Source organism: Luteibacter sp. P4_E6, from assembly GCF_056401535.1.
Genome location: NZ_JBFUJE010000776.1, coordinates 1 through 1407 on the forward strand (window position 1 = coordinate 1; position 1407 = coordinate 1407).

Sequence of the window (1407 nt, forward strand, 5' to 3'; positions counted from 1 at the left end):
GTGTGTGGGAGCCGCTTCAGCGGCGATGGGAGGACGATCACCCCGCCCGGCAGTCGGCAGACACCTTGACTGCCGAAGCGGCCACGCACTGGCTAAACCCCGCCGGCAAATTGTCGAGGCGCAATGTCTCGGCCACCGGCAGTGAGAACGCGCGAACCTGCGCGTCGCCATGAAATACCGCGTAATAGCAACGGCCGCTCTGGCTCGCCTTGCATTCGAACCACGCTCGGCCCATGTGCACGTCGGTAAAGCTATCGAGGGTAACCGTTCCGTTCTCTCGTGCCGTCGCCACGATGCTGCGATTCTGCGCGTCGGTGCAACCGGCGAGGTTGAGGAAGCAGTAGATGATGGCTAGAAAAAGTCGCATGGAAGTCTCCTTCGTCACATGGCGCGGAAGATGGCCATGAACGGCTGACTCACATTCAAGGTTTCGGGGCGCCCACGCAGGCGCAGGCAACCCTTGCCGGTGTCGTCCCGTTCGACCGAGGCGACCTGGCGCAGGTTGACGATGGTGGAACGATGGATCTGGCGGAACGTCTTCGGATCGAGTTGGCGTAGCAGGTCGCGAATCGGACGGCTCAACAGCGCATCGCCCTCCGCCGTGGCGACCACCGTGTACTTGTTGTCCGCGCGGAAATAGATCACGTCGTCGACGAGGATCAGCCGCGTGGCCTTGCCGGCACCAGCGGTGATCCAGGTCAGTGGCTCGTCCGGCGCTTCGTCGAAGCGCTCGATCATGTCCTTCGCCAGATCACCCGTGCGGCGTGCGTGGCGCGCAGCATCGGCTAGCCGACTGCGCAGACGGGTGACCGTCTGTGCCAGGCGATCCGCAACCACCGGTTTGAGCAGATAGTCGATGGCGCCACGCTCGAACGCGTCGACGGCGTACTGGTCGTACGCGGTCACGAAGACCACCAGGGTTTGCGGACTGGCATCCGCCGCCGCAGCGGCCACTTCCATGCCCGTAAGTCCTGGCATGCGAATGTCGAGGAAGGCGATATCCGGTTGATGCGTGGCGATAGCCTCGAGCGCTTCACCACCGTCCTCGCAGACCGCCACGATCTCCAGGTCGGGCCACGCCTTTGCCAGTTCACGCTGGAGAGCTGCGGAGAGCAGCTTCTCGTCTTCGGCAACGATGCACTTAGGCATGATCGTTCACTCCCGTTGCTGGCAGCGTGATCGTCGCGGCGACGCCGGCTGGGAAGTTGTTACCGATGACAAAGCTCGCCAGCGCGCCGTAGGTCAGGCGCAGCCTCTCGCGCAGGTTCTTCAGGCCGATGCCGGTGCCCGAGCCTTCGCTGCGAAAGCCCATGCCGTCGTCGGCAACCGTCACCGAAAGCACACCGTCTTCCACGCGACCGCGAATCCATATCCCGCCGCCGCCAGGCTTCGGCTCGAGACCATGCT

The 1407-nt window shown here is 63.9% G+C and carries 2 protein-coding genes and 1 pseudogene; all 3 read right to left on the minus strand.

Annotated elements, in window-relative coordinates; translation table 11 throughout:
* Nucleotides 1-37: 37 nt before the first annotated feature.
* Nucleotides 38-367, minus strand: a complete 330-nt coding sequence (locus AC1DT2_RS23390; RefSeq protein WP_063571515.1) for a hypothetical protein — start codon at nucleotides 365-367, stop codon at nucleotides 38-40.
* Between the two features lie 14 nt (nucleotides 368-381).
* Nucleotides 382-1149 carry a LytR/AlgR family response regulator transcription factor gene (locus tag AC1DT2_RS23395; RefSeq protein ID WP_477299070.1) on the minus strand — a complete coding sequence of 256 codons (768 nt, stop codon included), beginning with the start codon at nucleotides 1147-1149 and terminating at the stop codon, nucleotides 382-384.
* Nucleotides 1142-1407: pseudogene (locus AC1DT2_RS23400) on the minus strand (sensor histidine kinase); the annotation flags it as partial. The gene AC1DT2_RS23395 and the pseudogene AC1DT2_RS23400, both read right to left, overlap by 8 nt.